Genomic DNA, 26,322 nt, shown 5'->3' with positions numbered 1-26,322 from the left:
TGGTCGGTGCTCACTTGGACTCCTTGTCCTGCACGTCCTTGCGCCTGCGGTTACCGATGACGGGCTCGGTGTAGGCGCGGTCCTCGACGTAGATCTCCTCGTCCGGGGCGAAGCGCGCATCACGCCGCTTCTCCTTGCCCTGTTGGCCGCCGCCGTGGCCCATACCGCCCATGCCGCCACCCATACCGCCCATCCCGGCACCCATCGCCGATGCCGGGATGGCACCGGACCCGCCGCCGCGGGCGCCGCCGCCGGGACCAGGTGCGACGGTCTCGGCACCGACGTTGGGCTGCAACGGCATCGACGGGGCGCCACTGCCCCCACCGGATCCGCCACCGGAGCCACCGCCGCCGGCGCCGGCCGGGGAGATGCCGGGATCGTCGAGCCCCAGGTCGGGCAGGCCCGTCTCGGGCATTCCGGCACCGCCGGGCAGGCCGCCGCCGGGCAGGCCGCCGCCGGCACTTCCGGATTTACCCGCACCGGAGGGGGAGCCCCCGCCGGCCGGTGAACCGCCCCCGGAGGGGGAACCGCCTCCCGACGGGGAGCCGGCACCGGCCGGATTGCCCTGCGGCTGCCCGGCCGAGGGGTCCATGGACTGCGGTGAAACCTGCGGCTGCGCACCGGCAGGCTGGCCGCCGCCGGCGGGTGAGCCGCCCCCGGTGCCGCTGCCCGAGCCTCCTTGCTGCGTCGCACCTCCCGTACCTCGACCGACCTTCTTCTTGGCGTAGCCGGGGTCGGGCACCGTGGCCGGTGGGAAGTTCGAATGGCCGGCGTACTCCTCCCGCAGGTCGTCGGAACGCTCCTGCAGCTCGACCAGCGCACGCTGAACCTCGGCCATCGCGACACCCTGACCCGCGGGGTGGGCGGCGAGCTCGGCGAGTTGGGCCTTGAGCACCATGTACTGCGCGTACACGACGGCGTGGTTGGCGAGCGCGACACTGTGCGCGGTCAACACCTGTTCGCCGGCCGCGGCCAGCTGGTCCCAGGCGTTCGCGAGTTCGCCGAGCCAAACCGCGTACTCGTTGAGCTGGGCCATGGCGGCGTCCGCGGCCTCGCCCTCCCAGTTCGTCGGAAACCCGCCGGTGTCGTTGCGTCTTGTCGCCGCGGCGGCGGCCGTCCACTGCGCGATGGCACCCTGCAGGGAGGCGCCGTGGTCGCCGTCGAGCAGATCCTGCTGAGTCTTTTCGACATCGGCGTAGCCGCCTGCGCTGACGGGCACGAACGGCGCCAGCTCCGGCACCGGCGTCACCTGCGTGTCGGGCTCGGGCACGGCGATGGCATCGACCGCTCCTGCCCGCTCGTCGCTGTCGAGCTTGGCCGCGTATTTTTCATCGACCTTGCGGTACTCGCCTGCCGTGATCCGCAGCATCTCGTTGAGCTTCTGGTTCTGCTGGTCGGCCATCGTCTGGTACCGCGCCAGCGTTTCGGCGTTCGCATTGAGGTTGTCGACGGCGGCCTGCGTGTTCGGCAGGTTGTCGAGCTTCTGGACCTGGGTGTCCACCGGCGGCCATTCGGCTTGGCTGCGCAGCTCGGCCAGCGTGTCGAGCGAATCCGGTAGGACGCGAACTCCCGCGCTCATTACGCACTCTCCAATGCCATCTGGTACCGGCTCTCCTCACGCGGGTTGATCAGCCGGATGGGCAGCTGACTGTGCCGCGGAGTCTCGATGAAGTTGCTGCGCAGCACGACTCGGCCGACACCGGGGTGGGGTCCGAGATAGGTCGTGGAATTCGGCCAGGACACCTTGGCGACCTGCCCTATTCGCCCGTTGACGAAGCCGGCGAACTCGCGGAACTGCGGGCCCAGCGTCACCACCCCGCCGGCGGCCGCCGAACGGATCACGAACTGGGTGAACAGCCGGGCATCGCCCAGGTTGATGCTGACGTCGACATCGTCGAACGGCATGTACACCGGGTAACGGTCCGCGGTCTCACCGATGAGCACACCCGCCGAACCGATGGGCAGCTCGTAATGCCGGTCCGAAACCGGGCTCTCGCCGAGCAGTGCGGCCCGCTGACCGCCGAACAGACACGAGAAGCCGCGTGGTGTCGATGGATTGGCGAGAGTCGTCAGCAGTACCGTCGTCGTCGGCGCTTCCCCGGGCCGGATCCGCACCCGGGTGATGGTGTGATCCGCACGCGCCGACCACCACATGTCGGGACCGCCCGGCGCGACGTAGGCGGCGGTGAACGTGCTGCGGCCCTTGATCGATGACCAGGATTCCCGTTCGAAGCTGATCTCGGTGGCGCGGTCGAAGTCGTCGAAGCTGCGGCCGCAGCGCGCGTCGATTCCGTTGCTGGCCAACTGGTCCGCGATGCGGGTGGCCGAGGCCACAAGATAACGGGCCAGACCGGACACCCCGGTGTCCCGGCGCTGTGCGGGCCGCCGCGTCACTTCGGGATCGGCGCGCAGCACAATCCAGGTGCGCCGGTTCGCCGGCGCCGGGTAGGGGCCCACGACCTGTTCGTAGAGTGCGACGAGGCCGGCCGGTGCCGACTTGCCGACCCGGTAGCCCGCGGACACCACATCGGCTTCCAGTTCCGGGCAGTGTGCCCTGATCAACTGCTCGACGACGCGGGTGTCGATCACGTCGTCGGTGAAGGCCTCACCGTCGACCAGGACGGTCGGGGTGAACGGTCGGGGGATGAGTTCGATGATCGCGACCAGGAATTCGTCCTGCCAGCGAACCGCGACATGGTCGCCCGGTAACACGGTGGCTCCGACCGCCGGCGCTGAAGGCGGGGCAGGCGGTGTGGCAAGCCGGCGGCGCCAGGAGAACAGCGCCGCGATCCAGCCGGTGAACCGGCGGCCGCGCACGGTCAGCGTGGTGGCGATCGCGAGCAGCACGGCCAGCGTGATGCCGACCCACATGAGGTCGAGCGCGATGAACACCGCGATGGCGGCCGGGATGAGGACCGCCGCCCACAGCAGATGCCCGGTGGTGAACCGGAACCCGAACTGGCCGAGGAACTCCTTCATCGGCGCCTCATGGCCCGTCGGGTGAGCGCACCGATCCCGAGGACCAGCGCCAGCCCGGCGCCGGTGAGCACCACGATGGTGATCGGGCCGCGGTCGGGCGGTTCGATGATCACCGGCGGCGGTAGCTGCTTGACGCGGTAGGGCGCTGCCTTCGGACCGGCCGGCACATCCCAGGTCAGGGCGGCCACCGGGTCGATGACGCCGGCGCCGACGTAGTTGTCCACACCGCCCCCGGGATGGCGGGCGGTGGCGGTGATCCGATTCATGACCTGGGCCGCCGTCAGGTCGGGGAACCGCTGCTTGAGTAGCGCGGCCAGACCCGAAACATACGCGGCGGCAAAGGAAGTGCCGGCGATCGGGATGGGCCCCTCGGCGCCGTTGAGGGCGTTCACAGGCTCGCCGCCGTAACCGAGCGCGGTGATGTTCTCCGCCGGTGCGGCGGCGTCCACCCAGGGCCCCGACATCGAGAAGGTGCTGGGCTGGCCGGTCTGCCCGATGCCACCGACGGTGAGCACCAGCGGCGAGTACCAGGCCGGGGACACGATCGTTTGCACCTGTTTCCAGCCGCGGGGATCGTTGGGCGCGTCGGCTTCCGGCGGCGGATTCTGGGAACAGTCCTGGCCGGTGTTGCCCGCGGCCACCACCACGATCGCGCCCTTGATGTTCACGGCGAAGTTGATCGCCGCGCCGACGGTGGCCTCATCGATCGGCCGCGTGGACTTGTAGCAGGCGGCCTCGCTGATATTGATGACCTGCGCACCCAGGTTGGCGGCGTGCACGATCGAGCGGGCCAGGCTGCGCAGCGATCCCGCGGTCTGGGTGGTGTTGGGATCATTGGGGTCGCTGCGGGAGCCGACGGGCTGGAAATTATCCGAGGTCTGGCGTAGCGACAGGATCCGCGCCTCCGGGGCCACGCCGACGAACCCGTCGGTGGGCGCCGGCCGGCCGGCGATGATTGCCGCGGTCAGTGTTCCGTGCGCGTCGCAGTCCGACATACCGTTGCCGGCCTTGTCCACGAAGTCGCCGCCCGGTTCGGCCGGCACCCGGGCGGAGCCATTGACGCCGGTGTCGATGACCGCGACGGTGACGCCGGCGCCGGTGGCGAACTTCTGCGCATCGGCGATGCGCAGGTAGTCGTTCGCCCACGGTTTGTCGATGAAGTTCGAGTCCGGGAAGGTGATCGGCGCCGAACACTGGCGACGCTGCTCAGTGGGCTGGTCAGGCCCCGTTTCGTCGGGCGGAACGGCGGCCGCGTCGATGACGGGCGGTTCGATCGCGACGGCCGGCGGCGCCGTCAGCAGGACGAGTGCCGAAGCGGCCAGCAGCGCACCGATGCGTCGCACGGTTGTTCACTCCCCCTTGCAGTCCCCGGATGCGGTCTGTGCTGGCACAACCCGCAGCAAAGTGGAGGCCGCCTACCGGCGGCGCATCCTGTCACGACAGCCTAAATGTGGACTTCCCATCCAGCTTTGCCAGAGTCATTTTACGGGGGTGCAGCTGGGGTTCGTTCCGCTTTCTGAACGGCGCGATAATCGCGGATCGTGGTCCGCTAGCAATGTACTGCCGCTCGTACCGCGGCCGGTGGTGTTTCCGGACAGCTTTCCGTTCGGCCCGTTTCCCGACGTCGCGACACGCGGAAAGTCCGACACGAGCAAAGACGGTTTCGGCAGGCGATTCGATTGCCGTATTCAACGAAATAGCGGATGCTGAGGCTTGCCTAAGTGAGGTAAGCCAAGCCTATTGCTTATTAGCTGTGCTCACGTTAGTGTCTGCCGAGCCTGGGCAAATTTTGACCCTTCAATCAATTAACAGGAGTAGACCGTGCAACCAGCTGTTTATGTCGACCCGGCGGGTCTTGGCGTCGGAGCCACCGCAACACCGACAGTTTCCCGGGCCAACCGCTTCATGATCGCCGGTGTCGCGGCGGCAGGCGCGGCCGCGATCGCGGTCAATCCGATCGCACCGACCATGCCGACCCTGTCGAGCTTGCCCAAACTTGAACAGCATGCGGTTGAGCTGGCGGCGAACCCCCTGGCAGACTTGGGCGATCTCTTCAAGAACACCGTTGTCAATGCGGGCGTGTTGGGTCAAGATGCCCTGACCAGTGCACTTCCCTCGTTGGCGGGTGCGATCACCAACCCGGCGATCTATGCAGACTTCGTCACTTTCCTCGGTTCCAATGTGTTTAACCCGCTGCCGGCCTTGCAGCAGCTCGGAAACTTCAACTCCCTTTACAGTGGCACCATCGGCACCGGCCTGCAGGCGGGGGCCGACGCGCTGAAGCTGCGGCTAGACATGGTCCCGACGGTCATCACCAACACAATCGAGTTCCTCCGAACCGGCCAGTTCGTCGAGGCGTTCAGCGAGGTGAATGTGTGGTTCCTAGTCAGCATCGAGCGTGCGTTGGTTCCGCTGTTGCCGGCCTTGGCGATTCCCGGCGACGTGTTGTCGGCTCTGCCCAACGGTGAGCGGCTCGCCGCCGTCTTCGACACGGTGCTCAAGCGCGGCATCTTCACCGAGTTCACCCGGTCGATCCTGGGCCCGTTCGCCAGTGCGGGGCTTCAGTTCGCGCTGGCCCTCGACGCGGTGCGGGCCGCCGCGGTCGGCGGCGACGCCGTGACGGCAATCAGCGAGCTTGTTGCCCTGCCGGTCAAGGTGACAAACGCCTTCGTCAATGGATTCGTCCCGCCGTTTACGTCGCGGAGCCCGTGGACCGGCATCCTGGGCGAACGTGGCACCCTGGACTACTTCCTGCACGATCTGCCCAAGGCGCTGGCTGACGCATTCAACAACCCGGTATACCCAGTGGTCACCCCGCCGGTCACCCCGCCGGTTGGTCTATCCTCGACCGTTCTTCCGTTAGAGGCGGACACGGTGACGCTTGATCTTCAGCCCGCGATTCTGTCAAAAACTTTGGTGACCGAGGTGTCGACCACCGAGGAGATCCCGACCCCGGTCGAGCTGACTGAGGTTGAGCTGACCGATACCAAGTCGACTGAGGTTGAGCTGACCGATACCGAGTCGGCTGAGGTTGAGCTGACCGATACCGAGCTGACCGAGACGCCGGGTGGCGTCGAGGCCGGGGATGAGACCAGCGGCATTGTTGGCAGCGATGACTACGATGACGCGCCTGTTGACACCGAGCCCGACGCCGCGGCCGTTGATGCAGATGCTGACGACGACAAAGACAGCGACAATTCGACGGCGAAGCCGAAGGCCGATGCCAGCCCGGTAGGAGCGGACAAGGACACCGACTCCCCGGGCAATGCCGGTGCCACAAGCACCAAGTCCGCCGGAGGCAGCGATTCCGGTAGTGATAGCTAACTAGCTCTATTCGAACGGTGGGATGGCCCCTCGGCGTGAGGGGTCATCTTCTGTTTTCCGGCGGCGTTCACTAGGACCCAGTGGACATCGAGCTCAGGCGTCGAGATCCTGGGTCACCAGATCGGCGATGGTAGCCAGTGCCGCGGCGTCCTCCGAGGCGACCGTCACCTGCGCTCCGTTGCCGGCGCCCAGCGTCATGATCATCAGTGCGGAGCCGGCATCCACGGGTTCGCCACCGTCGACGGCGAGGGTCACCTCGACACCGGCGTTGACGACGGCCTCGGCGATGATCGCGGCGGGCCGGGCGTGCAGGCCGATGGACGATCCGACGGTGACGGTCTTCTCGGGCATGTGTTTCTCCTTGGTTGTTGTGGTTGTGGTTGAGGTGGTCAGACGGAGACAGCTTGGCGGGGCTTGATGAACTGCTTGGCGGCGACGACCGCCAGGGCGGAGACAACGGTTCCCGCGGCGAGGGCGACCAGGAACCACAGCAGGTTCCCGATCGCGAAGAACACAAAGATGCCGCCGTGCGGGGCCCGAAGCGTCACGCCGAACGCCATGCACAGCGCGCCGGTGATGGCGCCACCGGCCATCATCGAAGGGATGACGCGCAGCGGGTCGGCCGCAGCGAACGGGATGGCGCCCTCGGAGATGAACGAGGCGCCGAGAAGCCAAGCGGCGCGGCCATTTTCCTTCTCGGGCTCACTGAACAGCGCTGGGCGGATAGTCGTCGCGAGCGCCATGGCCAGCGGCGGGACCATACCGGCCGCCATCACCGTCGCCATCACCTGATAAGACCCGGTGGTCGCGGCCGCGAGGCCGGCGGTGGCGAAGGCGTAGGCCGCCTTGTTGACCGGTCCGCCCAGGTCGAAGCACATCATCAGGCCGAGGATGACGCCGAGCAACACCGCCGAGGTTCCGGTCAGCCCGTTGAGCCAGTCGGTGAGGCTGGTGTTGACCCAGGCCAGCGGCCGGCCGATCAGGAAGAACATGATCAGACCCACGGACAGTGACGCGATCAGCGGGATGATGACGACCGGCATGAGGCCGCGCAACCAACGGGGTACCTCTATGTTGCTGATCCACAGCGCGGTGAAGCCGGCGATCACGCCGCCGACGATGCCGCCGATGAAGCCGCCGCCGACGAACACGGCGAGCGCGCCCGCGGTGAATCCCGGTGCGATACCGGGCCGGTCGGCGATCGCGAAGGATATGTAGCCAGCCAGCGCGGGCACCAGGAAGCTGAAGGCAAGCCCGCCCAGGGTGAACAGGATGGCGCCGAGGTACTGCATCATGCCGCCGTCGGGCAGGTTGGTCAGCGAGTTGTTGAGTGCGATGTCCTGGCCGTTGTCGGCGATCTCGTACCCGCCGAACAGGAAGCCCAGCGCGATCAGCAGACCACCGGCCGCGACGAACGGGATCATGTAGCTCACGCCGGTGAGCAGGATCTGTCGGGTACGGGTGCCCCAGCCGACGTTGGAGGAGCCTTCGGTGCCGCTGTCGGCAGTGGCGGAGCCTTCCACCTTGGCTGCCCGCGGATTGTCGGAGGCGGCAACGGCTTCGGCGATCATGGTGTCGGGTTCGTTGATGGCGCGTTTCACGCCGGAGGCGATCACCGGCTTGCCCGCGAACCGGCCGCGGTCCTTGACGCCCACGTCGGTGGCGAAGATGACGGCGTCGGCCGCGGCGATGGTCGAACCGGGCAACGGCGTGCTGCCCGAGGAGCCCTGGGTCTCCACCACGAAGTCGACCCCGGCCCGTTCGGCGGCCAGTTTCAGCGCGTCGGCCGCCATGTAGGTGTGCGCGATCCCGGTGGGACACGCGGTGATCGCCACGATGCGCTTCTTGGCGGCCGGTGCTTCGGGGGCGGCCGGCGCGGCGGCGGGGGCCGCGGCGGGGGCCGGGTTCACCACACCCTCCACCAGTGCAACCAGTTCACCGGCCGTGCTCGCCGAGCGCAGCGATTCCACGAACTCCTTGCGCACCAGCGCGCGGGCCAGGCTGGAGAGCAGCTTCATGTGCTCGGCGCCGCCGGAATCCGGTGCCGCGATGAGGAACACCAGATCGGCGGGCCCATCCGGAGCCCCGAAGTCCACCTTGGGGGACAGCCGGGCGAATCCGATGGTCGGTGTGTCGACATACGGTGACCGGCAGTGCGGGATGGCGATCCCGCCGGGCAGGCCGGTCGCGGACTGGGCCTCGCGCGCCATGGCGGCGCCGATCAGCCCGTCGGCGTCGGTGGTGCGGCCCGCGCCGACCAGTAACCCGGCGATGCGGGCGATGACGGCCTGCTTGTCGGCGCCGGCGTCGGCGTCGAGCAGGACCAGGTCGGTGGTAATCACCGGGGGTGAACTGGACATGAAATGGCCTTCTGTTGTCAGGAGTCGGAACGGGACAGCGAAATGGCTTTCACTGGAACGGCTTTGAGATCGATGAGATCGGGGCCCGGCAATGCGGACCCGGGCAGCGATGCCGCGGCGCTGCCGTAGGCGACGGCCATCCGCAGCCGGTCGGGGGCATCCGCCCCGGACAGCGCCGCCCGGACATACCCGGCGAGCGCGGAATCACCGGCGCCGACGGTGCTGCGGGGGGTGATCGGGGGCGAGCCGGCCAGCCAGCTGCCGGACGGCTCGACGAGCACCGCCCCGGCCGCACCGAGGGTGACCAGGATGGTGCGGGCGCCGCGGTCGACCAGCTGGCGGGCCGCGGCGATCACCGGCATCGGATCACCGGCGGCGGCAGCGTCTTCGAGCTCTTGCGCGGAGGTGCCGGTCAGTCCGGCGAGTTCCTCGGCGTTGGGTTTGATCAGATCGGGGGCGGCCGTGCCGAAGGATGCGGCCAGCGCGGCCAGTGGCGCATCCGAGGTGTCCACCGCCACGAGGCAGTTCTTGTCGGCAAGCTGGGCGACCACATCGGCGTACCAGCTGACCGGCACGCCCGGTGGCAGCGATCCGGACATCACGATCCATTCGGCCCGGTGTGCCGCTTCCACCACGGTGCGGGTCAGCGCGTCCAGGGCGTCGGCGTCGAGTGTTGCGCCGGGCTCGTTGAGTTTGGTTGTGGTGCCGTCATTCTCGGTGATGGCGACGTTGGTGCGGACCGCTCCGCGGATGGGCACGGTGGCGTAGGGGACCCCGCAGGCCCGCAGCGCGGACAGCATGGGGTCGGCGTCGGCCGCGGGCAGCACGGCCAGCGCGTCGAGGCCAGCCAGCCCGAGCGCACGGGCGACGTTGACGCCCTTGCCGCCGGGTTCGTCGGTCACCGAACTGATCCGGTGCACCGCACCCCGGGTCAGGGTGCCGGGCAGCGTGACGGTGCGGTCGATGCTGGGATTGGGTGTGACCGTGACAATCATGCGGATGCTCCTGCGCAGGTGACTTCGATGCCGAGGCCGATGAGCTCCTCGCGGGCGGTGTGGGCGATCTCGGTATCGGTGATGAGTGCGTCGACACTGGAGATCGGCGCGAAGCTGTGCAGTTCTTCCCGGCCGATCTTAGACGAATCTGCCACGACGACAACATAATTCGCGCACTTGACCATGGCGCGTTTGATCGCGGCCTCCTCGCTGTCGGGGGTGGACAGGCCGTGCCGGACGGTGATCCCGTTGGTGCCGATGAAGGCGATGTCCACCCGGATCTGCTCGAGGGTCTGCAGGGCCTGATCGCCGACGGTGGCCTGGGTGAGGCCGCGGACCCGGCCGCCGAGCAGTTGCAAGGACACCGACTGCACCGCGGACAGCCGGGCGGCCACCGGTACCGAGTTGGTCACCACCACGAGTTCGCGGTCGGTCGGGATGAGCGCGGCGACCCGGCTGGTGGTGGTGCCTGCGTCCAGGAGGACGCTGGCGCCGCCGACCGGGAGAACATCGGTGGCGGCCGCGGCGATGGCGTCCTTGTGAGCGGACCGGGTGGCGTCGCGTTCCCCGACGTCCTGCTCGACGAGGTGCAGCGCGCGCGCCGGGACGGCACCGCCGTGCACCCGACGCAGGAGACCGGCCTTGTGCAGCACGGCGAGGTCGCGGCGCACCGTCTCGGTGGTGACGTCGTAGGTCTGAGCCAATTCGGTGACCGACGCACGCCCCTGCTGCATCACCAGGGTGGCGATCGCGTTCTGGCGTTCCTCGGCGTACATGGTCTCCGTTCGGGGCTGGCTCACCGGCTCAAATGTTGATATATGTGGTTTTACGCTTGAATCTGTTGACTTGTCAATGCTTTCTTGTAATCTGAATCACATGAGCACTTCATCCGTGACTGAGACACAGGTTCTGACCGGCGTTCCGGTGGTGGCCGGGGTCGCCTATGCCCCGGTGATCCGGCCGGGCGCGCGGCCGACCGCCCCGGTGTCCGCCGCCGATGTGCCCGAGGCGGACCGGCCGGGCGAGGTGGACCGGCTCAAAGCCGCGGCGGCCGCAGTCGCCGAGCGGCTGCGCGACCGGGCGGCCCACGCGACCGGCGTGGCGTCGGAGGTGCTGGCCACCACGGCCGCGCTGGCCCAGGACCGGGCGTGGCTCCTGGACGCCGAAAAGCGGATCAAGGCAGGCAGTCCGGCCCACCATGCCGTGGGTGCGGCCATCGCCAAGATCTCTGATGCGCTGTCCAAGGCCGGTGACCTGATGGCCGAACGCGTGACCGACCTGCGGGATGTCCGTGACCGGGTGCTCGCTCAGCTGGCCGGGCTGCCCGAACCCGGGGTCCCGGTGCCGGATGTCCCCTCGGTGCTGTGCGCCGAGGATCTGGCGCCCGCTGACACCGCGGGCCTGGACCCGACCCTGGTGGTGGCGCTGGCCACCACGCTGGGCGGCCCGACGAGCCACACCGCGATCATCGCCCGCCAGCTCGGCATTCCGTGCGTGGTGGCGGTGGACGGGCTGGACGCGGTGCCGGCCGGAGCGCAGGTGATGGTGGACGGTGCCCGCGGCACGGTGACGGTGTCCCCCGACGCCGAGCAGGCGCAGCGCGCCGTCGGCAAGGCACGCGAGGACGCCGCGCGCATCGCGCAGTGGACCGGACCCGGTGCCACCGCCGACGGGCATGCGGTCGCGGTACTGGCGAATGTCCAGGACGGTGCGGCGGCCCGGTCGGCGAGTCAGACGCCGGCCGAAGGCGTGGGGCTCTTCCGTACCGAGCTGTGCTTCCTGAACCGTGACACCGAGCCGACGGTCGAGGAGCAGGCGCGCATCTACGGTGAGGTGCTCACCGCGTTCGAGGGCCGCAAGGTCGTCATCCGCACGCTGGATGCGGGCTCGGACAAACCGTTGAAATTCGCCGGCCATACGGATGAGGCCAACCCGGCGCTGGGGGTGCGCGGCGTGCGCATCTCATTCGGAAACCCCGGGCTGCTGACCCGACAGCTCGAATCGATCGCCGCGGCAGCACAGGCCACCGGCAGCGATCCCTGGGTGATGGCGCCGATGATCGCCACCCCGGATGAAGCGAAAAACTTTGCCGCAGAGGCACGTTCCTTCGGGCTGACCCCCGGTGTGATGATCGAGATTCCGGCCGCGGCGCTGCTGGCCAACCACATCCTCGAGCATGTCGACTTCTTGTCGATCGGCACCAACGATCTGGCCCAGTACACGATGGCCGCCGACCGGATGTCGGCCGAACTGGCGACCCTGACCGACCCGTGGCAGCCCGGAGTGCTGGCGCTGGTGGAGCTGACCGCCCGCGCGGGCGCGGCCGTCGGCAAGCCGGTCGGTGTGTGCGGTGAGGCGGCCGCGGACCCGTTGCTGGCGTGCGTGCTGGTGGGGATGGGCGTGACGTCTCTGTCGGCGGCCGCGACCGCGGTGCCCGGCGTGGGCGCCGCGCTGGCCGGAGTCACGCTGGAGCGTTGCCGCGCCGCGGCCCAGGCGGTGGTACACACGGCAAGTGCCGCGGACGCCAGGTCCGCGGCACTCGCAGTGTTGGGGTAGAGCGGGCTAGAACCAGACTTTTCGCCCACCGACCGGACGGCCGACCGCGCCGAGGATCCACAGCACGACGCCGACCACAACGAGAATGGCGCCGATCGTGTAGAGGATCGACAGGCTGGTGAAGTATCCGATCAGCAGGAGGACGATGCCGAGCACAATCATGGTGATTTCCCATCCTTAAGGTGATGCTGTCGCGTTATCGCTCAGGAAGAATTACCAAAACCGTCAAAATCCAAACCTGCCAGTCTTGATCAGGTCCCCTTCACGTTCAGAATCTGACGCAACGTGTGCTCCACCGCCACCAGATCGGCGGCATCGAGCATCACCTGATCGATGTCCTTGTACGCATCCGGGATCTCATCGACCCACTCCGCGCCGTGCCGGTACTCGATTCCTGCCATCCGATCCGCGAGATCGTCGGCGGTGAACCGCCGCCGCGCCTCGGTCCGGGAGAACCGTCGGCCCGCTCCGTGCGGGGCCGAGCACAGGCTCGCGGCATTTCCCTTGCCGCGCACGATGTACGAGCGGGTGCCCATGCTCCCGGGAATGATCCCGCGCACACCGACGCTCGCGTCGATGGCGCCCTTGCGCGTCAACCACACCGAACGGCCACCGTGTTCCTCGAGTTGGGTGTAGTTGTGATGGGTGTTCACCCGGTCGGCCTCGATCGCGGCTGCGTCGTCGGCGGGGACACCCATCCAATGGGCCAGTGTCTGGCGGAACCGGTCCATCATCTCGGCGCGGTTGTACAGCGCAAAACGCTGGGCCCACTGGAGGTCTCGCAGGTAGGCATCGAACTCGGGGGTGCCCTGCAGGAGGTAGGCGAGGTCGCGGTTGGGAAGGTCGATCTCACGCTGTGCACACTGTCGCTTCGCCTCGTTGATGTGATGCTGGGCGATTTTGTTGCCGACCCCGCGCGACCCCGAATGCAGGAACATCCACAGCCTGGACGCCTCGTCGACGCACAGTTCGATGAAGTGATTGCCGCCGCCGAGCGAGCCCAGCTGCTCCGGCCACTTCGGTGAGTGCGTCAGGTCGACGCCGTCGGCCTCGGCGCGGGAGCGCAGATCAGTGATCCGCTCCCGGGTGAACGGGTAGCGGTCGGTGCCGCGGTTGTAGTTGCCGGGCGAGAGCGGGATCGCGGATTCAATGGATTCGTGCAGCGCGGCGAGATCGCGGCCCTCGGTGTCGGAGAGCGTGAACACGGTGCGCGCGGCGATCATCCCGCACCCGATGTCGACCCCGACTGCGGCGGGTATCACCGCGTCGATGGTGGGGATCACGGTGCCCACGGCGGACCCCTTGCCGAAGTGCGCGTCCGGCATCAACGCCACGTGCGGGTGCACGAACGGCATCGACGCCGTCTGCTTCGCCTGCTCGATCGTGTTTTCGTCGACCAGCGAGGCGAAGTTCAGCAGCTTGTGGCCGCTGATCTGCTGAATGGTCATAGGAGTGATTGTCACTGCGGTGTCCAGCGGTTATCCCGCCCGGAATGAATCGGACCGCGGTCCGGTTAAACATTGCATGCCTGCCATCACAGCCGATACGCTGACCCTGCCCCGCATCGCGGCGGCGTCACCCACCGAGACCGAGCGCCCCGTGCGCTCCATCACCACCGGCCCCCGCGGCTACGAGGGCGAAGGGTTCCCCGTCGTGCGCGCCTTCGCCGGCGTCAGCGCCGCCGACCTGGATCCCTTCGTGCACATGGACCAGATGGGCGAGATCGAATACCAGCCCGGCGAACCGCGCGGCACCGACTGGCACCCGCACCGCGGCTTCGAGACCGTCACCTACATGATCGACGGACGTTTCGCGCACCAGGATTCTCATGGCGGCGGCGGTCTGATCACCGACGGTGCCACCCAGTGGATGACGGCCGGGTCCGGCATCCTGCACATCGAAACCCCGCCGGCCGAACTCGTCGAGAGCGGCGGGCTGTTCCACGGGGTCCAGCTCTGGGTGAACCTGCCGCGCAAGGACAAGTTCGCCTCTCCGCGTTACCAATCCATCGAGGGCGGCGCCGTCGAACTGCTGTCCTCGCAGGACGGCGGCGCACTGGTGCGCGTCATCGCCGGTTCCATCGGCGAGCACGCCGGGCCCGGCCAGACGCACACCCCGATCGCCTTGGCCCATGCCACCATCGAGCCCGGCGCGCGCCTGAACCTGCCCTGGAACCGCCAGTTCAACGCGCTGGTCTACGTGCTGTCGGGGCGGGGCACCGTGGGGCCGGAGGGCCGGCCGATCCAGCAGGGTCAGCTCGCGGTGCTGGGATCCGGTGACCGCATCGACATCGCCGCCGAGTCCACTCAGGACGGCAACCGCCCGGCGCTCGAAGTGCTGCTGCTGGGTGGTCGGCCGATCCGCGAGCCGGTCGTCCAGTACGGGCCGTTCGTCATGAACTCCAAATCGGAGGTGCTGCAGGCGCTGGAGGACTTCAACGCCGGCCGGTTCGGGTCGCTCCCGCCGAACGCGCTCACGCCGCACCGGGCGCGCTGACCGCCTCCTGGGAGTTTGCTGAAAGGTCGATTCAGTGTGACTTCGCAATCATCCCTCGGTAGTGGAGCAGGTGATCTGTGGCACAATTTGACTGTGCCACATATAGCCAGCAGAGGTCCGGGTCGTCCGCCTGCCGCTAAGGCAGCGGAGACCCGGGAGCGCATCCTGCAGGCGGCGCGCGAGGTATTCAGCGAACTCGGTTACGACGCAGCAACATTCCAGGCCATCGCGGTTCGCTCGGATCTGACCCGCCCGGCGATCAATCACTACTTTCAGAGCAAGCATCTGCTGTACCGGGAAGTGGTGGAACACACCAACGCCGTGGTGGTGCGGGCCGGGATCGAAAAAGCCCGCTCCGAGCCCACCCTGCTGAGGAGGCTGTCGGCCTTCTATTCGGTCGCCATGCAGGCCGACAGCAAGGACCGCTCGGTCGCGGCCTTTCTGGTGACCTCGGTGCTGGAGGCGCAGCGCCATCCCGAACTCAGCCAGGACGAACACGATCCGCTGGCGAACTCCCGGGCGTTCGTGCAGTGGGCCGTCACCGATGCCATCCAACGCGGTGAACTGACCACCGACACCGATGTGTCGACCTTGGTCGAGATGCTGGTCGCGGTGATGTGGGGGATGGGTTTCTATGCCGGGTACGTCGGGAGCCATGACGAGACCGCGGCTGTCGTCGCGCAGCTGGAATTGCTGATGGCTAACAAGTTGTGGACGCTGTCGGAGTAACTGCGCGGCGGCGGCAGCGGATAGGCTACCTAACTATTCGGTAGCATCGGGACATGAGCTCACTGCGTACCCACGATGACAGCTGGGACATCGCGTCCAGCGTAGGAACCACCGCCGTGATGGTCGCCGCAGCGCGCGCCGCCGAGACGGCGAGCCCCGATCCGCTGATCAGCGACCCCTACGCGCGCATCCTCGTCGAGGGCGCCGGCGGCGGGGTGTGGGGCCTGATGATGGACGAGGAATGGGTGGCCCGCGCGGTCGACATCGATCCCGAGGGCGCCGCGATCTTCGCGCACATGGGCAGCTACCAGGCCGTGCGGACCCGATTCTTCGACGACTTCTTCACCGCGGCCGGCGGCGCCGGGATCCGCCAGGTGGTGATCCTCGCGTCCGGCCTGGACTCGCGCGCCTACCGGTTGGACTGGCCGGCGGGCACCACCGTCTTCGAGATCGACCAGCCCAAGGTGCTGGAGTACAAGGAATCCGTGCTGACCGAGCACGGCGTGCAGCCGACATCGACCCGTCGCGAGGTGGCCGTGGACCTGCGCCACGACTGGCCGAAGGCGTTGCGCGAAGCCGGATTTGACGCGGCCGAGCCAACTGCCTGGTTGGCCGAGGGCCTGTTGATGTACCTGCCCGCCGACGCGCAGGACCGGCTGTTCGCTCAGATCACCGAACTGAGCGCCGCGGGCAGCCGGATCGCGGCCGAGACCGCTCCGACGCAAGCCGAGGAACGTCGCCAGCAGATGAAGGAACGGTTCGAGGTCATCAAGGAGAAGTTCGGCATCACCGACAGCCTCGACGTCGGCGAGCTCATGTACAACGACCCGGACCGCGCCGATGTCGCCGAATGGCTCGGCGCCAACGGGTGGGACAGCACCGCCGTGCAATCGGCCGCCGAGATGCGTCGGCTCGACCGCTGGGCGCTGCCCGACGGCCCCGATGCGCCCGCAGACGACGCGTTCTCCCAGTTTGTGACCGCCACACGACGCTGAGTGCGTAATTCGGGTCTTATGGACCGACCGACCGGATGGTTAGGATCAGATTTCCCGGTCTGGAAGGACGCTCCGATGACCACGCACGCAGACGCACCCACCTCACCTGCGGTGGCGGACATCCCGGCGGTCGTCGCCGGGCTCCGCGCGGCATACGCCACCGGTCGCACCCGCGACATCGAGTGGCGTAAACAGCAGCTCCGCGCCCTGGAACGGCTGGTGGTCGACAACGAGTCCGCCATTGCCGAGGCGCTGGCAGCAGACCTGGGGCGCAAACCGTTCGAGGCGTGGCTGGCCGACATCGCCAGCACCGCCGCCGAGGCCCGCGACGCGGCCAAGCATCTCGGTAAGTGGGCCAAGCGCCGGTACCGGCGCCTGGAGCTGTCCCAGCTGCCCGCCCGCGGCTGGGTCGAATACGAGCCCTACGGCACCGTGCTCGTCATCGGCGCCTGGAACTTCCCCTTCGCCCTTACCCTGGGCCCCGCAGTGGGCGCCATCGCCGCGGGCAACACTGTCGCGCTCAAGCCCTCCGAGCTCGCGCCGGCGTCCTCGGCGCTGATGGCCGAGCTGGTGCCGCGCTACCTGGACCCCGAGGCCGTCGCGGTCATCGAGGGTGACGGATCGGTCAGCCAGCTGCTCATCGACCAGGGATTCGACAAGATCTGCTTCACCGGCGGCACCGAGATCGGACGCAAGGTCTACCAGGCCGCGGCGGCTCATCTGACCCCGGTGACCCTGGAGTTGGGCGGCAAGAGCCCGGTCATCGTGGCCGCCGACGCCGACCTGGACGTCGCCGCCAAGCGCATCGCTTGGACCAAGCTGATCAATTCGGGCCAGATCTGCATCGCACCGGACTACGTACTCGTCGACGCCTCGGTGCGCGACGAACTGGTCGCCAAGGTCAAGGCCGCGGTGCAGGTCTTCGAAGCCGACGCCACCGGCGGCAAGCCGATCGTGAACCGGCGCCACTTCGATCGGCTCGCCGCGGCGGTGGCCGCCACCGAGGGTGAGATCGCGATCGGCGGCGGCACGAACGCCACCGAGTTGGCGATCGAGCCCACCGTCGTGGTCGATCCGTCGTTGGACGAGCCGCTGATGACCGACGAGATCTTCGGGCCGGTCCTGCCCATCGTCACCGTCCAAAACCTGGACGAGGCAATCGCTTTCGTCAATGCGCGACCCAAACCGCTGGCCGCCTACCTGTTCACCAAGGGCAAGGCGACCCGCGAACGGGTGATCCGTGAGGTGCCCGCCGGCGGCATGGTGGTCAACCACCTGATCTTCCACTTCGCGACCACCAAGCTGCCGTTCGGTGGAGTCGGCCCGTCCGGGATGGGCGCGTACCACGGCAGGTACGGGTTCGAGGAGTTCAGCCACCGCAAGTCGGTGCTGACCAAGACCACCCGCCCCGACTTGGGGGCGATGATCTACCCGCCGTATACAGAGAAGGCGTGGAAACTGGCCCGGCGGCTGTTCTAGGCGCCGTATCGACCACACAAGAACTGACCCAACACCGAGAGGAACGTAATGCCCGGAGTGCAGGATCGCGTCGTCGTCATCACCGGAGCCGGCGGTGGCCTTGGCCGCGAGTACGCCCTGACCTTGGCCCGTGAGGGTGCCAGCGTCGTCGTCAACGACCTCGGTGGTTCGCGGGACGGGTCCGGTGCCGGACACAACATGGCCGACGAGGTGGTCGCAGAGATCAAGGCCGCCGGTGGCCGTGCCGTCGCCAACTACGACAGCGTCGCCGAGCCCGAGGGTGCCGAGAACATCATCAAAACCGCCATCGATGAGTTCGGCAAGGTCGACGGTGTGGTGAGCAACGCCGGCATCCTGCGTGACGGCACCTTCCACAAGATGACCTTCGAGCAGTGGGATGCCGTGCTCAAGGTGCATCTCTACGGTGGTTACAACGTCATTCGCGCCGCGTGGCCGCATTTCCGTGAGCAGAGCTTCGGTCGTGTGGTCGTCGCGACCTCCACCAGCGGTCTGTTCGGCAACTTCGGGCAGGCCAACTACGGTGCCGCCAAGCTGGGCCTGGTCGGCCTGATCAACACGCTCGCCCAGGAGGGCGCCAAGTACAACATCAAGACCAACGCCGTCGCACCGATCGCCGCCACCCGCATGACGCAGGACATCCTGCCGCCCGAGGTGTTCGAGAAGCTGACCCCGGAATACGTTGCGCCCGTGGTGGCGTACCTGATGACCGAGGAACTGCCGGATACCGATTCGGTGTTCATCGTCGGCGGCGGCAAGGTGCAGCGCACCGCACTGTTCCAGAACGAGGGCGTCACCTTCACCGAGGTGCCTTCGGTGGATGACATCGCCGGCAAGTGGGGCGAGATCACCGATCTGTCTGCAGCGCAGGCCGCCAGCTTCAAGCTCGGATGAAAGCGCTTGTCGCACAAGCGCTGACCGGTACCGACGGACTGGCCTACATCGACGTCGACGATCCGGAGTCTGCAGACTCGGTGATCATCGACGTCGGCGCGGCCGGCGTCTGCTTCCCCGACCTGCTGTTACTGCGCGGGGAGTACCAGCTCCGCCTGGAGCCGCCGTTCACGCCGGGTATGGAGGTGGCCGGTACCGTCCGGTCGGCTCCGGAAGGGTCGGGTTTTACTGTCGGCCAGCGGGTTTCGGCCATGTCCATGCTCGGCGGCTACGCTGAGCAGGTGGCCGTGGCGCCGTCGAGCGTGGTGCCCACGCCCGACGGTGTCGACGATGCGTCGGCCACGGCTCTGCTGGGCAACTACTACACCATGTACTTCGCCCTGCAACGCCGCGCGGCATTGCGGAGCGGGGAGACGGTGTTGGTGCTCGGCTCGGCCGGTGGCATCGGGGTGGCGGCCATCCAGATCGCCAAGGCGCTCGGCGCCCGGGTGGTGGCGCTGGTGCACCGGCCCGACGCCCAGGATTTCGTGGCGAGCGTGGGCGCCGACGTGGTGCTGCCGTTGACCGAGGGCTGGAAGCAGGCGGTGCTCGATGCCACCGACGGCCGCGGTGTGGATGTGGTGGTCGACCCGGTCGGCGGTGACGCGTTCGACGACGCCATCCGGGTAATGGCCCCCGAGGGGCGGCTGCTCGTCATCGGATTCGCTGCCGGACAAGGTATTCCGACGGTGAAGGTGAACAGGCTGCTGCTGCGCAACGTCAGCGTGGTCGGTGTCGGATGGGGTGAGTTCGTCCGACATTCGCCAGCCGCCCAGGCCGAGGTCGGTGCCGGGCTCGCCGACCTGGTCGCCGCCGGGCTGCGGCCGCCGGCGCCGGTGACCTACCGGCTCGCCGACGGCGCCGAAGGCTTGCAGGCGCTGGCCGAGGGCAAGATCCGGGGCAAGCTCGTTCTGGAGCCGTAGTGGACGGCCCGCGCGCATTGGCGTTCGACGTGTTCGGCACCGTGGTGGACTGGCGGTCAAGCATCATCGCCGAGCTGAATTCCTTCGGCACCCGCCATGGGCTGCAACGAGATTGGGCGTCCTTCGCCGATGCGTGGCGGGCCGGTTACGCGCCCGCCATGGACCGGGTGCGCCGCGGTGAGCTGCCCTGGACACGCATCGACGATCTGCACCGCGAGATCCTGGTCGATCTGCTCGGCGATGTCCGGGTCGACGAGGCCGAGATCGATGACCTCAACCGGGCCTGGCACCGGCTGACGCCGTGGCCGGATTCGGTGTCCGGCCTACACCGGTTGAAGCAGCGCTTCGTCATCACCACCCTGTCCAACGGAAACCTCTCGCTGCTCACGAACATGGCCAAGAACGCCGGATTGCCCTGGGACTGTGTCATCTCCGCCGAGTTGTTCGGCCACTACAAACCCGACCGCGAGGCTTATCTCGGCTGCGCCCGGTTGCTCGATGTGGCACCCGACGAGCTCATGCTGGTCGCCACCCATCCGAGCGATCTGCGGGCGGCACGGGCCTGCGGTCTGCGCACCGGTTATGTCGTGCGACCGCTCGAGCACGGCCGCGGCCATCCGTTGCCGGAGGTGACCGACGGCGAGTTCGAGGTGGTTGCTCAGGATTTCATCGACCTGGCCCGACAGCTCGGCGCGTAGTCCGTAGATTCAAGGGGTGAGCACCCTGGGGATCGTTCTGGTCGCGCTGGCGATCGCGGTCGGGCTGGCCGGCATCGTGATCCCGATCCTGCCCGGCGGTCTGCTGGTCATGGCATCGATCGGGGTGTGGGCCTACGTCGAGGGTTCGACCACGTCCTGGGTGACATTCGGTATCGCGGCAGCGTTCTTCGTCATCGCCGAGGTGATCAAGTACACCTGGCCTGTCCAGCGAATGCGCCGCGCCGAGGTTCGGACATCGGTGCTGGTGATCGGTGCGGTGGCCGGTATCGTCGGCTTCTTCGTCATCCCCGTCATCGGTCTGCTCATCGGATTCGTGCTCGGAGTGTTCGCCGCCGAACTGGCAATGCGACGTGACACCACCCGGGCGTGGGCCTCGACGGTGCACGCACTCAAGGGGGTGGCGCTGTCGGTCGGCGTGGAGTTGACCGGCGCGCTGCTCGCGACCGTGACCTGGGTCGTCGGCGTCCTCGTCAGCTAGTGAGGGACGTACGCAGCCGGGCAAGATCCTCCTCGGTCACCCCGGAGGCCTCCAGGAAACCGCCCACCGAACCGTAGATCTCGTCGACCTTGCGGCCCGCGGCTTCGAGGTATTCGGCGCGGACACCGAGCACGGCATCGGTGAGCCGGGCTCCGGCGAAGGTCAGCACCTCGGGAGACTCGCCCGCGCGGGCCTTCACCGATTCCATGATGCTGTCGCGCAGCGGGTCGATGGCGTCGTTGCTGCGCAGGAAGTCGGTCAGGATCGCGTCCCGCGGCACCCCGACGGCCTCGAGCACGGTGGCGACGGTGAACCCGGTGCGGTCCTTGCCTGCGAAGCAGTGCGCGATCACCGGCCTGCCGTCGGCCAGCAGCGAGATCACCTGGCGCACGGCCACCTGCGCGCCGGTCAGCGACGGGAACTCCTCGTACACCTCGGTCATGTATCGCTTGGCGGACTCGGCGACGTCCTCGCCGTCGGGTGACTCCGACATCACCCGCTGGAAGGTGGTCTCGTGCGGCGCGTCCTGTTCGGAGTCGTCCTCGAAGTGGAACGGCAAGTGGTGCAGGGAAACACCTGCGGGTACCTGGCCGGGGCCGCGGCGTTCCAGTTCGCGGCGCGAGCGCAGATCGGCGACATCGTTGATACCCAGTTTGAGCAGGGTGGTACCACCCTGCTCGGTGAGGCGGCTCAGTTCACTGGACCGGAACAGCAGGCCCGGCCGGATGCCGGCTGACTCGGCAACGTCACGAAAGTTCCAGGCACCCGTCAGTTCCACGGTTTCTACTGTGTCACAGCCGCCGCGAAGGCCGACTTCTCCCTGCCGAGTTCGGCGCGGGCGATGGTGCGCATGTGCACCTCGTCGGGCCCGTCGAACAGGCGCATCGCGCGGTGCCAGCCGTACAGGCGGGCCAGCGGGAAGTCATCGGAGACCCCTGCGCCGCCGTGCACCTGGATGGCCCGGTCGATCACATCGCAGGCGATCTGCGGGGCCACCGACTTGATCTGGGAGACCAGCACATGGGCGGCCTTGTTGCCCTCCTGATCGATGGTCCAGGCGGCCTTCTCACACAGCAGCCGGGCCTGATCGATCTGGTTGCGGGACTTGGCGATCTGCTCGCGCACCACACCTTGCTCGGCCAGCGGCTTGCCGAACGCGATGCGGGTCTGCACGCGGTCGATCATCAACGCCAGCGCCCGCTCGGCGGCACCGAGGGCACGCATGCAGTGATGGATGCGGCCCGGGCCCAGCCGGGCCTGGGCGATCGCGAATCCGCTGCCCTCTTCGTGCAGCAGGTTCTCCACTGGAACGCGCACGTTCTCGAAGTTGATCTCGCAGTGACCGTGCTGGTCCTGCCAGCCGAACACCGGCAACGACCGCTCGATCGACACACCCGGGGTGTCGGCGGGCACCAGGATCATCGACTGCTGCTGATGGGAAGCGGCGTCGGGGTTGGTGCGGCCCATCACGATCAGCAGCTTGCACCGCGGATCGGCCGCCCCGGTGATCCACCACTTGCGGCCGTTGATCACATAGTCGCCGCCGTCGCGCAGCATGGTGGTCTCGATATTGCGGGCATCACTGGAGGCCACCGCGGGCTCTGTCATCGCGAACGCGCTGCGGATCTCGCCGGCCAGCAACGGCTCCAGCCACTGCTTGCTCTGCGCCTCGGTGGCGAACAGGTGCAGGGTCTCCATGTTCCCGGTGTCGGGCGCGGCGCAGTTGAACACCTCGGGGGCGATCTCCATGCTCCACCCGGTCAGTTCCGCCAGTGACCCGTAGTCCACGTTGGTCAGACCCGACTCCGAGGGCAGGAACAGATTCCACAACCCGGCGGCCTTGGCCTTGGTCTTGAGCTCCTCGACCACCGGAGGGACAGTGTGATCCTTCGGGCCTTTCTCCTCGCGATAGGCGTGGTAGGAGGCCTCTGCCGGGAAGACGTTCTCGACCATGAAGTCGGAAAGCCGCTTGTGGTAATCAGCCGCCTTGGCAGACATCGCGAAGTCCATGACCGCCACGATATGTCACATGGTTAGACAAGTGACACCCTGGGCAGCATGAGCCAACCACGCCCGCCGCTGCCCCCGTTCACCCACGACACCGCCGTGCAGAAGGTGCAGGCCGCCGAAGACGCATGGAACACCCGCGACCCGCATCGGGTCAGCCTCGCGTACACACCCGACTCGGAATGGCGCAACCGCGACCTGCACGTGGTCGGCCGCGACGCCATCGTCGAGTTCCTGACCGCCAAATGGGAACGCGAGCAGGACTACGTCCTGCGCAAGGGTCTGTGGGCCTTTCACGACAACCGGATCGCGGTGCGGTTCCAGTACGAATGGCATGACACGGACGGACAGTGGTTCCGCAGTCACGGCAACGAATTGTGGGAGTTCACCGCGGAAGGTCTGATGGCCCGCCGGGAGGCCAGTATCAACGACGTGGCGATCACCGCGGCGCAGCGCCGGCTGTTCGGTCCGCGACCGGAATCGGAGTACGGGCGGGACTTCCCAGTGTGGTGAGGGCCAGGACGCCGGCCAGCACCGCCAGTCCGATGACGACGCCGGCCACGGCCGTCCAGCCCACCGCGTCGAAGGCCAGGCCGCCCAGCCAGCCGACGGCACTGGACCCGGCGTAATAGAACAGGTTGTACAGCGAGGACGCCTGGGTCTTGCTGCCCCCTGCGGCGTAGGCCACCCAGCCGGACGCGATGGCGTGCGCGCCGAAGAAGCCGGCGGTCGCGATCACCAGTCCGACGAGCACCACCGCGATGTGGTCGCTCACGGTGAGGGCGGTGCCGGCGATCATGGTGGCGATCGAACCGAGCAGCACCTTACGGCGGCCGAAGCGGCCGGCCCCGGCGCCGGCCCGGGCGGAGGCGAAGGTGCCGGCCAGATACGCCAGGAACACCAGGCTGACCAGTGTCTGGGGCAGGTGGAACGGTGCGGCGGTCAGCCGGAATCCGAGGAAGTTGTAGATGGCGACGAAGCCGCCCATCAGCAGGAAGGCCTGGCTGTAGAGCACCAGCTGGCGGGGGGAGCGCAGGTTGTCCAGCAGCCGACGGGCCAGGTCGCCCCCCGGGGAGGGCCGGAAACCGCGGGCCGGCGGAGCGAGTCGGACAAAGGCCAGCGCCGACAGCCCGCACAGCGCAGCCACCGCCAGCACACCCACCCGCCAGCCGGCGTATTCGGCGAGCGGGCCGGTGACCAGTCGGCCGACCAACCCGCCGATGGTCGTGCCCGCCACGTAGCTGCCCGCGGCGCGGGCGGCGTTACCGGCGTCGACCTCCTCGGTCAGGTAGGCGATCGCGATGGCGGGCACCCCTCCGAGCATCAGGCCCTCGACGAAACGCCCGGACAACAGCAGTTCCCTGGTCGGCGCCAAGGGCACCAGCAGACCCAGAACCGTTGCCGCCGTGATGGATATCGTCATCGCCTGGACGCGGCCGATACGATCGGCCAGCGCGGCCCAGGGAATGACGCCCAGCGCCAGGCCGACGGTCGCGGCCGACACGGTCAGGGCGGCGTCGGCGGCCCCGGTGCCCAGGTCGCGGGCGATGAGCGGCAGCACCGACTGCGGGGAGTACAGCTGCGCGAAGGTCGCGACACCGGCGAAGAACAGCGCGGCCAGCAGGCGCCGGTACTCGGTGGATCCACGCGAATGGCCTTGCCAGTCAACGGGGGTCACCGTGGTAGTCACCCCGACGACGTTAGGAGCCTACCCGTGATGTGTCCAATGCATGAGATTAGGACAATTCATTACGAATATGCATGACGAAATCGGCGAGACGGCGGGCGGTCGGGGCCAGTTCCCGGTCCGGGCTCCAGGTGAGGCCGATCTGCCGCCGGGCCGTCGCCTCGGTCAGCGGCACGTAGACCGCGCCGGGCTCGGCGCGGTCGGGGCGGGGGACGGGTACCACCGCGACCCCGAAACCCGCCGCGACAAGGCCTTCCATCGTCGGGATCTCCATAGCCTCGAACACCACCGACGGGGTGATGCCGGCCTCCACGCACAGGTCGTCGGTCAACTGCCGCAAACCGAATCCCGGTTGTAGTGCCACGAACGGCTCACTGCCGGCCTCGGCAAGCCGGAGCCGGTTGCGGGCGGCGAATCGGTGATCGCGCGGCACCGCCAGGCACAACCGTTCGCCGTAGAGCAGCCGCCACGGGTAACCGGGAGGTCGGGGTGAGGTGATGGCCAGGTCCGTCCGGCCACTCTCCAGGCGATCCAGGATGTCCACCGTCGCGCCCTGGAACAGTTCGAACTGCACGCGCGGCGCTTCGGCGCGGAACCGGCGCAACACCTCGGGCACGAACCCGCCGGCCTGCGAGTGCAGGAATGCCAGCCGTACCGTGCCGGTCTCGGGATCGCGTAACTCCGCGATACGCTCAGTGGCCGAACGCATCTCGCCGATGCTGCGCTGGGCGTGCTCCAGCAGGATCCGGCCGTAGCGGTTGAGTTGCAGCCTACGGTTGAGCCGGTCGAAGAGCGGCGCCCCGACCTGTGCCTCCAATCGAGCCAGCGACCGCGACAGCGTCGGCTGGCTGATGCCCAGTTCGGCCGCCGCGTCGGTGACATGCTCGATCTCGGCGAGCGTCACGAACCATTGCAGCTCTTCGATGTTCACCGCCACCGCCTCTCCCGCACCGCATCTTGCCACCCGGAGCGGTCCCGCTGTGACAAGCTGCTCACATGCAGGATTCGGCCCACAAGGTGCGTGTGGTGGTCGGTGACGACCACCCGATGTTCCGGGACGGTGTGGTGCGGGCGCTGGCGGCCAGCGGATCGATCGACGTGGTCGCCGAAGCCGACGACGGTGTCGCCGCACTCGAACTGATCCGCACCCACGAACCGGCGGTGGCCCTGCTGGATTATCGGATGCCCGGCATGGACGGCTCCGAGGTGGCCGCCGCTGTCACCCGCGACCGCCTGCCGACGCGGGTGTTGCTCATCTCGGCCCATGACGAGTCGGCCATCGTCTACAAGGCGCTGCAGGACGGTGCCGCCGGGTTCCTGTCCAAGGAGTCCACCCGCAGCGAACTGGTCAGTGCCGTACTGGACTGCGCCCGCGGCCGTGACGTCATCGCCCCCGCGCTGGCGGCCTCGCTCGCCGGCGAGATCCGCCGACGCAACGAGCCCGATGTCCCGAGTCTGTCGGCGCGGGAGGCCGAGGTGCTCGCCATGATCGCGCGCGGCCTGACGATTCCCGCGATGGCCAAGGAGCTCTACCTCGCGCCGTCGACGGTCAAGACCCACGTGCAACGGCTCTACGAGAAGCTCGGCGTCGGCGACCGCGGGGCCGCGGTGGCCGAGGCGATGCGCCGCAAGCTGCTCGACTGA

The 26,322-nt window shown here is 68.1% G+C and carries 25 protein-coding genes; 12 read left to right on the top strand and 13 right to left on the bottom strand.

The annotated features are described in order from the left end of the window. Positions 1–10: 10 nt before the first annotated feature. The 3 genes from ASE48_RS21055 to mycP are packed head-to-tail and all read right to left on the bottom strand — an operon-like array spanning position 11 to position 4,322. A complete protein-coding gene (locus tag ASE48_RS21055; RefSeq protein WP_057169101.1) occupies positions 11–1,579 on the bottom strand; it encodes a PPE domain-containing protein in 1,569 nt (522 codons plus the stop codon). Continuing rightward, positions 1,579–2,979 carry a type VII secretion protein EccE gene (gene eccE, locus ASE48_RS21050; RefSeq protein ID WP_057169100.1) on the bottom strand — a complete coding sequence of 467 codons (1,401 nt, stop codon included), beginning with the start codon at positions 2,977–2,979 and terminating at the stop codon, positions 1,579–1,581. The genes ASE48_RS21055 and eccE overlap by 1 nt, the downstream gene beginning before the upstream one ends. Continuing rightward, the gene (gene mycP / locus ASE48_RS21045; protein ID WP_057169099.1) at positions 2,976–4,322 is read right to left on the bottom strand and encodes a type VII secretion-associated serine protease mycosin; all 1,347 of its coding nucleotides are present in this window, start codon (positions 4,320–4,322) and stop codon (positions 2,976–2,978) included. Before mycP ends, eccE begins: the two co-directional genes overlap by 4 nt. 478 nt (positions 4,323–4,800) lie before the next feature. On the opposite strand from mycP, the gene ASE48_RS21040 reads away from it, so the two are divergent. Continuing rightward, on the top strand, positions 4,801–6,303 hold the full coding sequence (locus ASE48_RS21040) for a hypothetical protein (RefSeq protein ID WP_156409306.1): 1,503 nt from the start codon (positions 4,801–4,803) through the stop codon (positions 6,301–6,303). Between the two features lie 93 nt (positions 6,304–6,396). Here ASE48_RS21040 and ASE48_RS21035 read toward each other — a convergent pair whose 3' ends face one another. Genes ASE48_RS21035 through ASE48_RS21020 form a run of 4 tightly spaced genes read right to left on the bottom strand, consistent with a single transcriptional unit; the run spans position 6,397 to position 10,434 of the window. Then, on the bottom strand, positions 6,397–6,654 hold the full coding sequence (locus ASE48_RS21035) for an HPr family phosphocarrier protein (protein WP_057169097.1): 258 nt from the start codon (positions 6,652–6,654) through the stop codon (positions 6,397–6,399). A gap of 38 nt (positions 6,655–6,692) precedes the next feature. Then, entirely contained in the window at positions 6,693–8,663 is a 1,971-nt protein-coding gene (locus ASE48_RS21030; protein WP_057169096.1) for a PTS fructose transporter subunit IIABC, read from the bottom strand. A 17-nt stretch (positions 8,664–8,680) separates the two neighbouring features. Continuing rightward, the gene (pfkB, locus tag ASE48_RS21025) at positions 8,681–9,658 is read right to left on the bottom strand and encodes a 1-phosphofructokinase (protein WP_057169095.1); all 978 of its coding nucleotides are present in this window, start codon (positions 9,656–9,658) and stop codon (positions 8,681–8,683) included. Beyond that, positions 9,655–10,434, bottom strand: coding sequence for a DeoR/GlpR family DNA-binding transcription regulator (locus ASE48_RS21020; protein ID WP_057169094.1), 780 nt, complete (start codon positions 10,432–10,434; stop codon positions 9,655–9,657). The genes pfkB and ASE48_RS21020 overlap by 4 nt, the downstream gene beginning before the upstream one ends. Before the next feature lie 100 nt (positions 10,435–10,534). Between ASE48_RS21020 and ASE48_RS21015 the strand changes: the two genes are divergently transcribed. Further along, positions 10,535–12,214, top strand: a complete 1,680-nt coding sequence (locus ASE48_RS21015; protein WP_235571410.1) for a phosphoenolpyruvate--protein phosphotransferase — start codon at positions 10,535–10,537, stop codon at positions 12,212–12,214. A gap of 6 nt (positions 12,215–12,220) precedes the next feature. Here ASE48_RS21015 and ASE48_RS33175 read toward each other — a convergent pair whose 3' ends face one another. Together ASE48_RS33175 and ASE48_RS21010 are read right to left on the bottom strand one after the other, a co-directional pair. Next, positions 12,221–12,376, bottom strand: coding sequence for a hypothetical protein (locus ASE48_RS33175; RefSeq protein ID WP_105363062.1), 156 nt, complete (start codon positions 12,374–12,376; stop codon positions 12,221–12,223). An 89-nt stretch (positions 12,377–12,465) separates the two neighbouring features. Beyond that, positions 12,466–13,656 (bottom strand): RtcB family protein, encoded by a 1,191-nt coding sequence (locus ASE48_RS21010; RefSeq protein ID WP_442928750.1) that lies wholly within the window; start codon positions 13,654–13,656, stop codon positions 12,466–12,468. A gap of 82 nt (positions 13,657–13,738) precedes the next feature. Here ASE48_RS21010 and ASE48_RS21005 point away from each other — a divergent pair, with 82 nt between their 5' ends. From ASE48_RS21005 to ASE48_RS20970, 8 genes are all read left to right on the top strand, one after another. Continuing rightward, on the top strand, positions 13,739–14,710 hold the full coding sequence (locus ASE48_RS21005) for a pirin family protein (RefSeq protein WP_057169092.1): 972 nt from the start codon (positions 13,739–13,741) through the stop codon (positions 14,708–14,710). 93 nt (positions 14,711–14,803) lie between these two features. Then, complete coding sequence (locus ASE48_RS21000; protein ID WP_057169091.1) at positions 14,804–15,439, top strand: TetR/AcrR family transcriptional regulator; 636 nt, start codon at positions 14,804–14,806, stop codon at positions 15,437–15,439. A gap of 53 nt (positions 15,440–15,492) precedes the next feature. Continuing rightward, entirely contained in the window at positions 15,493–16,434 is a 942-nt protein-coding gene (locus tag ASE48_RS20995) for a class I SAM-dependent methyltransferase (RefSeq protein WP_057169090.1), read from the top strand. Positions 16,435–16,509: 75 nt separating this feature from the next. Next, positions 16,510–17,913: an aldehyde dehydrogenase family protein gene (locus tag ASE48_RS20990; RefSeq protein WP_057169089.1), complete on the top strand. Its 1,404-nt coding sequence runs from the start codon at positions 16,510–16,512 to the stop codon at positions 17,911–17,913. Positions 17,914–17,961: 48 nt separating this feature from the next. Further along, the gene (locus ASE48_RS20985) at positions 17,962–18,825 is read left to right on the top strand and encodes an SDR family oxidoreductase (RefSeq protein ID WP_057169088.1); all 864 of its coding nucleotides are present in this window, start codon (positions 17,962–17,964) and stop codon (positions 18,823–18,825) included. Next, positions 18,822–19,787, top strand: coding sequence for an NADPH:quinone oxidoreductase family protein (locus ASE48_RS20980; RefSeq protein WP_057169087.1), 966 nt, complete (start codon positions 18,822–18,824; stop codon positions 19,785–19,787). Before ASE48_RS20985 ends, ASE48_RS20980 begins: the two co-directional genes overlap by 4 nt. Next, positions 19,787–20,485 carry a haloacid dehalogenase type II gene (locus tag ASE48_RS20975; protein WP_057169086.1) on the top strand — a complete coding sequence of 233 codons (699 nt, stop codon included), beginning with the start codon at positions 19,787–19,789 and terminating at the stop codon, positions 20,483–20,485. The genes ASE48_RS20980 and ASE48_RS20975 overlap by 1 nt, the downstream gene beginning before the upstream one ends. A 16-nt stretch (positions 20,486–20,501) precedes the next feature. Further along, positions 20,502–20,984: a DUF456 domain-containing protein gene (locus ASE48_RS20970; protein WP_057169085.1), complete on the top strand. Its 483-nt coding sequence runs from the start codon at positions 20,502–20,504 to the stop codon at positions 20,982–20,984. Here ASE48_RS20970 and ASE48_RS20965 read toward each other — a convergent pair. Both ASE48_RS20965 and ASE48_RS20960 read right to left on the bottom strand, forming a co-directional pair. Next, the gene (locus ASE48_RS20965) at positions 20,977–21,762 is read right to left on the bottom strand and encodes a tyrosine-protein phosphatase (protein ID WP_057169084.1); all 786 of its coding nucleotides are present in this window, start codon (positions 21,760–21,762) and stop codon (positions 20,977–20,979) included. The genes ASE48_RS20970 and ASE48_RS20965 overlap by 8 nt on opposite strands. Before the next feature lie 5 nt (positions 21,763–21,767). Next, the gene (locus ASE48_RS20960; RefSeq protein WP_162264261.1) at positions 21,768–22,982 is read right to left on the bottom strand and encodes an acyl-CoA dehydrogenase family protein; all 1,215 of its coding nucleotides are present in this window, start codon (positions 22,980–22,982) and stop codon (positions 21,768–21,770) included. Positions 22,983–23,042: 60 nt separating this feature from the next. On the opposite strand from ASE48_RS20960, the gene ASE48_RS20955 reads away from it, so the two are divergent. Then, positions 23,043–23,504, top strand: a complete 462-nt coding sequence (locus ASE48_RS20955; RefSeq protein WP_057169082.1) for a nuclear transport factor 2 family protein — start codon at positions 23,043–23,045, stop codon at positions 23,502–23,504. Here the strand turns inward: ASE48_RS20955 and ASE48_RS20950 are convergent. Then, complete coding sequence (locus tag ASE48_RS20950; protein WP_235571408.1) at positions 23,431–24,681, bottom strand: MFS transporter; 1,251 nt, start codon at positions 24,679–24,681, stop codon at positions 23,431–23,433. The two genes, ASE48_RS20955 and ASE48_RS20950, sit on opposite strands and share 74 nt — an antisense overlap. Positions 24,682–24,727: 46 nt before the next feature. Continuing rightward, entirely contained in the window at positions 24,728–25,609 is an 882-nt protein-coding gene (locus ASE48_RS20945) for a LysR family transcriptional regulator (RefSeq protein WP_057169366.1), read from the bottom strand. Between the two features lie 65 nt (positions 25,610–25,674). Between ASE48_RS20945 and ASE48_RS20940 the strand changes: the two genes are divergently transcribed. Next, positions 25,675–26,322, top strand: a complete 648-nt coding sequence (locus tag ASE48_RS20940) for a response regulator (protein ID WP_057169081.1) — start codon at positions 25,675–25,677, stop codon at positions 26,320–26,322.

This window comes from Mycobacterium sp. Root265 (genome assembly GCF_001428895.1).
Taxonomy (GTDB): Bacteria; Actinomycetota; Actinomycetes; order Mycobacteriales; family Mycobacteriaceae; genus Mycobacterium.
The sequence above is the reverse complement of the archived record's forward strand: the minus strand, read 5'-3'. Positions and strand labels throughout refer to the sequence as shown.

What these genes read in the sequence shown, in the direction of transcription:
- ASE48_RS21055 (WP_057169101.1), bottom strand. Translation starts at nt 1,579, where the DNA reads ATGAGCGCGGGAGTTCGCGTCCTACCGGATTCGCTCGACACGCTGGCC.
- ASE48_RS20995 (WP_057169090.1), top strand. Translation starts at nt 15,493, where the DNA reads ATGAGCTCACTGCGTACCCACGATGACAGCTGGGACATCGCGTCCAGC.
- ASE48_RS33175 (WP_105363062.1), bottom strand. Translation starts at nt 12,376, where the DNA reads ATGATTGTGCTCGGCATCGTCCTCCTGCTGATCGGATACTTCACCAGC.
- eccE (WP_057169100.1), bottom strand. Translation starts at nt 2,979, where the DNA reads ATGAAGGAGTTCCTCGGCCAGTTCGGGTTCCGGTTCACCACCGGGCAT.
- ASE48_RS20940 (WP_057169081.1), top strand. Translation starts at nt 25,675, where the DNA reads ATGCAGGATTCGGCCCACAAGGTGCGTGTGGTGGTCGGTGACGACCAC.
- ASE48_RS21020 (WP_057169094.1), bottom strand. Translation starts at nt 10,434, where the DNA reads ATGTACGCCGAGGAACGCCAGAACGCGATCGCCACCCTGGTGATGCAG.
- ASE48_RS21015 (WP_235571410.1), top strand. Translation starts at nt 10,535, where the DNA reads ATGAGCACTTCATCCGTGACTGAGACACAGGTTCTGACCGGCGTTCCG.
- ASE48_RS20960 (WP_162264261.1), bottom strand. Translation starts at nt 22,982, where the DNA reads ATGTCTGCCAAGGCGGCTGATTACCACAAGCGGCTTTCCGACTTCATG.
- ASE48_RS20985 (WP_057169088.1), top strand. Translation starts at nt 17,962, where the DNA reads ATGCCCGGAGTGCAGGATCGCGTCGTCGTCATCACCGGAGCCGGCGGT.
- ASE48_RS20990 (WP_057169089.1), top strand. Translation starts at nt 16,510, where the DNA reads ATGACCACGCACGCAGACGCACCCACCTCACCTGCGGTGGCGGACATC.
- ASE48_RS21030 (WP_057169096.1), bottom strand. Translation starts at nt 8,663, where the DNA reads ATGTCCAGTTCACCCCCGGTGATTACCACCGACCTGGTCCTGCTCGAC.
- pfkB (WP_057169095.1), bottom strand. Translation starts at nt 9,658, where the DNA reads ATGATTGTCACGGTCACACCCAATCCCAGCATCGACCGCACCGTCACG.
- ASE48_RS21005 (WP_057169092.1), top strand. Translation starts at nt 13,739, where the DNA reads ATGCCTGCCATCACAGCCGATACGCTGACCCTGCCCCGCATCGCGGCG.
- ASE48_RS20980 (WP_057169087.1), top strand. Translation starts at nt 18,822, where the DNA reads ATGAAAGCGCTTGTCGCACAAGCGCTGACCGGTACCGACGGACTGGCC.
- ASE48_RS20955 (WP_057169082.1), top strand. Translation starts at nt 23,043, where the DNA reads ATGAGCCAACCACGCCCGCCGCTGCCCCCGTTCACCCACGACACCGCC.
- ASE48_RS21035 (WP_057169097.1), bottom strand. Translation starts at nt 6,654, where the DNA reads ATGCCCGAGAAGACCGTCACCGTCGGATCGTCCATCGGCCTGCACGCC.